The 4,982-nt window shown below is 35.5% G+C and carries 5 protein-coding genes and 1 pseudogene; all 6 read right to left on the reverse strand.

Going from position 1 to position 4,982, the window contains the following annotated elements; genetic code table 11:
- The coding region (mobV, locus tag KA909_RS13130) for a MobV family relaxase (RefSeq protein WP_210130312.1) at positions 1–442 on the reverse strand (442 nt) is incomplete at its 3' end.
- Positions 443–994: 552 nt separating this feature from the next.
- On the reverse strand, positions 995–2,371 hold the full coding sequence (gene tet(L), locus KA909_RS13135; RefSeq protein WP_001574277.1) for a tetracycline efflux MFS transporter Tet(L): 1,377 nt from the start codon (positions 2,369–2,371) through the stop codon (positions 995–997).
- 33 nt (positions 2,372–2,404) lie between these two features.
- The gene (locus KA909_RS13890) at positions 2,405–2,467 is read right to left on the reverse strand and encodes a tetracycline resistance efflux system leader peptide (RefSeq protein WP_012779615.1); all 63 of its coding nucleotides are present in this window, start codon (positions 2,465–2,467) and stop codon (positions 2,405–2,407) included.
- Positions 2,468–2,677: 210 nt separating this feature from the next.
- Complete coding sequence (gene aadD1, locus KA909_RS13145) at positions 2,678–3,439, reverse strand: aminoglycoside O-nucleotidyltransferase ANT(4')-Ia (protein WP_001014230.1); 762 nt, start codon at positions 3,437–3,439, stop codon at positions 2,678–2,680.
- A gap of 168 nt (positions 3,440–3,607) precedes the next feature.
- Positions 3,608–4,591 (reverse strand): protein rep, encoded by a 984-nt coding sequence (locus tag KA909_RS13150; protein ID WP_000336291.1) that lies wholly within the window; start codon positions 4,589–4,591, stop codon positions 3,608–3,610.
- Positions 4,592–4,835: 244 nt separating this feature from the next.
- Positions 4,836–4,982 (reverse strand): annotated as a pseudogene (locus KA909_RS13155) (MobV family relaxase); the annotation flags it as partial.

Genomic DNA, 4,982 nt, shown 5'->3' on the forward strand with positions numbered 1-4,982 from the left:
GCTCGGGGAATTTATCTTGTAGCCATAACAGTTCTTGACGATTAAACACATTTTTTCCTTGCAGTTTTCCATCACGCATAGGCACAACACCTAAATGCATGTGAGGGGTTTGCTCATCATTATGAACTGTTGCATAAGCAATATTTTGCTTGCCATATCGTTCGGAAAATAATTTATAACTTTCCTCAAAAAATCGTTTTTGTTCTCCTGGATCCAGTTGCTCAAAAAAATCTCGGTCAGATGTTACTAGCAACTCATTTACAAGAACAGCATCTTTTCTTGTTTTTCGTGTACCTGTTTTTTGTGATTCAATAATTTCTTTGACACGTTCGTTGTAATCAATATTTTTATCATTTTTCAAATCATAATTTTCACGTGTTCGCTCATGGTCAATATCATCATTCGTTCTACTTTTTCGCTCTCTTTGATTATGAAATTGCATGCCTTTTAGGTGGCACAAATGTGAGGCATTTTCGCTCTTTCCGGCAACCACTTCCAAGTAAAGTATAAACACACTATACTTTATATTCATAAAGTGTGTGCTCTGCGAGGCTGTCGGCAGTGCCGACCAAAACCATAAAACCTTTAAGACCTTTCTTTTTTTTACGAGAAAAAAGAAACAAAAAAACCTGCCCTCTGCCACCTCAGCAAAGGGGGGTTTTGCTCTCGTGCTCGTTTAAAAATCAGCAAGGGACAGGTAGTATTTTTTGAGAAGATCACTCAAAAAATCTCCACCTTTAAACCCTTGCCAATTTTTATTTTGTCCGTTTTGTCTAGCTTACCGAAAGCCAGACTCAGCAAGAATAAAATTTTTATTGTCTTTCGGTTTTCTAGTGTAACGGACAAAACCACTCAAAATAAAAAAGATACAAGAGAGGTCTCTCGTATCTTTTATTCAGCAATCGCGCCCTTTAATGGAACAAAAAGATTTGAATTCCTGTTATAAAAAAAGGATCAATTTTGAACTCTCTCCCAAAGTTGATCCCTTAACGATTTAGAAATCCCTTTGAGAATGTTTATATACATTCAAGGTAACCAGCCAACTAATGACAATGATTCCTGAAAAAAGTAATAACAAATTACTATACAGATAAGTTGACTGATCAACTTCCATAGGTAACAACCTTTGATCAAGTAAGGGTATGGATAATAAACCACCTACAATTGCAATACCTGTTCCCTCTGATAAAAAGCTGGTAAAGTTAAGCAAACTCATTCCAGCACCAGCTTCCTGCTGTTTCAAGCTACTTGAAACAATTGTTGATATAACTGTTTTGGTGAACGAAAGCCCACCTAAAACAAATACGATTATAATTGTCATGAACCATGATGTTGTTTCTAAAAGAAAGGAAGCAGTTAAAAAGCTAACAGAAAGAAATGTAACTCCGATGTTTAACACGTATAAAGGACCTCTTCTATCAACAAGTATCCCACCAATGTAGCCGAAAATAATGACACTCATTGTTCCAGGGAAAATAATTACACTTCCGATTTCGGCAGTACTTAGCTGGTGAACATCTTTCATCATATAAGGAACCATAGAGACAAACCCTGCTACTGTTCCAAATATAATTCCCCCACAAAGAACTCCAATCATAAAAGGTATATTTTTCCCTAATCCGGGATCAACAAAAGGATCTGTTACTTTCCTGATATGTTTTACAAATATCAGGAATGACAGCACGCTAACGATAAGAAAAGAAATGCTATATGATGTTGTAAACAACATAAAAAATACAATGCCTACAGACATTAGTATAATTCCTTTGATATCAAAATGACCTTTTATCCTTACTTCTTTCTTTAATAATTTCATAAGAAACGGAACAGTGATAATTGTTATCATAGGAATGAGTAGAAGATAGGACCAATGAATATAATGGGCTATCATTCCACCAATCGCTGGACCGACTCCTTCTCCCATGGCTACTATCGATCCAATAAGACCAAATGCTTTACCCCTATTTTCCTTTGGAATATAGCGCGCAACTACAACCATTACGAGTGCTGGAAATGCAGCTGCACCAGCCCCTTGAATAAAACGAGCCATAATAAGTAAGGAAAAGAAAGAATGGCCAACAAACCCAATTACCGACCCGAAACAATTTATTATAATTCCAAATAGGAGTAACCTTTTGATGCCTAATTGATCAGATAGCTTTCCATATACAGCTGTTCCAATGGAAAAGGTTAACATAAAGGCTGTGTTCACCCAGTTTGTACTCGCAGGTGGTTTATTAAAATCATTTGCAATATCAGGTAATGAGACGTTCAAAACCATTTCATTTAATACGCTAAAAAAAGATAAAATGCAAAGCCAAATTAAAATTTGGTTGTGTCGTAAATTCGATTGTGAATAGGATGTATTCACATTTCACCCTCCAATAATGAGGGCAGACGTAGTTTATAGGGTTAATGATACGCTTCCCTCTTTTAATTGAACCCTGTTACATTCATTACACTTCATAATTAATTCCTCCTAAACTTGATTAAAACATTTTACCACATATAAACTAAGTTTTAAATTCAGTATTTCATCACTTATACAACAATATGGCCCGATTTAAGCACACCCTTTATTCCGTTAATGCGCCATGACAGCCATGATAATTACTAATACTAGGAGAAGTTAATAAATACGTAACCAACATGATTAACAATTATTAGAGGTCATCGTTCAAAATGGTATGCGTTTTGACACATCCACTATATATCCGTGTCGTTCTGTCCACTCCTGAATCCCATTCCAGAAATTCTCTAGCGATTCCAGAAGTTTCTCAGAGTCGGAAAGTTGACCAGACATTACGAACTGGCACAGATGGTCATAACCTGAAGGAAGATCTGATTGCTTAACTGCTTCAGTTAAGACCGAAGCGCTCGTCGTATAACAGATGCGATGATGCAGACCAATCAACATGGCACCTGCCATTGCTACCTGTACAGTCAAGGATGGTAGAAATGTTGTCGGTCCTTGCACACGAATATTACGCCATTTGCCTGCATATTCAAACAGCTCTTCTACGATAAGGGCACAAATCGCATCGTGGAACGTTTGGGCTTCTACCGATTTAGCAGTTTGATACACTTTCTCTAAGTATCCACCTGAATCATAAATCGGCAAAATAGAGAAAAATTGACCATGTGTAAGCGGCCAATCTGATTCCACCTGAGATGCATAATCTAGTAGAATCTCTTCGCTATCAAAATTCACTTCCACCTTCCACTCACCGGTTGTCCATTCATGGCTGAACTCTGCTTCCTCTGTTGACATGACACACATCATCTCAATATCCGAATAGGGCCCATCAGTCTGACGACCAAGAGAGCCATAAACACCAATAGCCTTAACATCATCCCCATATTTATCCAATATTCGTTCCTTAATTTCATGAACAATCTTCATTCTTTCTTCTCTAGTCATTATTATTGGTCCATTCACTATTCTCATTCCCTTTTCAGATAATTTTAGATTTGCTTTTCTAAATAAGAATATTTGGAGAGCACCGTTCTTATTCAGCTATTAATAACTCGTCTTCCTAAGCATCCTTCAATCCTTTTAATAACAATTATAGCATCTAATCTTCAACAAACTGGCCCGTTTGTTGAACTACTCTTTAATAAAATAATTTTTCCGTTCCCAATTCCACATTGCAATAATAGAAAATCCATCTTCATCGGCTTTTTCGTCATCATCTGTATGAATCAAATCGCCTTCTTCTGTGTCATCAAGGTTTAATTTTTTATGTATTTCTTTTAACAAACCACCATAGGAGATTAACCTTTTACGGTGTAAACCTTCCTCCAAATCAGACAAACGTTTCAAATTCTTTTCTTCATCATCGGTCATAAAATCCGTATCCTTTACAGGATATTTTGCAGTTTCGTCAATTGCCGATTGTATATCCGATTTATATTTATTTTTCGGTCGAATCATTTGAACTTTTACATTTGGATCATAGTCTAATTTCATTGCCTTTTTCCAAAATTGAATCCATTGTTTTTGATTCACGTAGTTTTCTGTATTCTTAAAATAAGTTGGTTCCACACATACCAATACATGCATGTGCTGATTATAAGAATTATCTTTATTATTTATTGTCACTTCCGTTGCACGCATAAAACCAACAAGATTTTTATTAATTTTTTTATATTGCATCATTCGGCGAAATCCTTGAGCCATATCTGACAAACTCTTATTTAATTCTTCGCCATCATAAACATTTTTAACTGTTAATGTGAGAAACAACCAACGAACTGTTGGCTTTTGTTTAATAACTTCAGCAACAACCTTTTGTGACTGAATGCCATGTTTCATTGCTCTCCTCCAGTTGCACATTGGACAAAGCCTGGATTTACAAAACCACACTCGATACAACTTTCTTTCGCCTGTTTCACGATTTTGTTTATACTCTAATATTTCAGCACAATCTTTTACTCTTTCAGCCTTTTTAAATTCAAGAATATGCAGAAGTTCAAAGTAATCAACATTAGCGATTTTCTTTTCTCTCCATGGTCTCACTTTTCCACTTTTTGTCTTGTCCACTAAAACCCTTGATTTTTCATCTGAATAAATGCTACTATTAGGACACATAATATTAAAAGAAACCCCCATCTATTTAGTTATTTGTTTGGTCACTTATAACTTTAACAGATGGGGTTTTTCTGTGCAACCAATTTTAAGGGTTTTCAATACTTTAAAACACATACATACCAACACTTCAACGCACCTTTCAGCAACTAAAATAAAAATGACGTTATTTCTATATGTATCAAGATAAGAAAGAACAAGTTCAAAACCATCAAAAAAAGACACCTTTTCAGGTGCTTTTTTTATTTTATAAACTCATTCCCTGATCTCGACTTCGTTCTTTTTTTACCTCTCGGTTATGAGTTAGTTCAAATTCGTTCTTTTTAGGTTCTAAATCGTGTTTTTCTTGGAATTGTGCTGTTTTATCCTTTACCTTGTCTACAAACCCCTTAAA

Source organism: Staphylococcus sp. GDX8P54P (assembly GCF_017893165.1).
In the GTDB taxonomy this organism is placed as follows: Bacteria; Bacillota; Bacilli; order Staphylococcales; family Staphylococcaceae; genus Staphylococcus; species Staphylococcus borealis.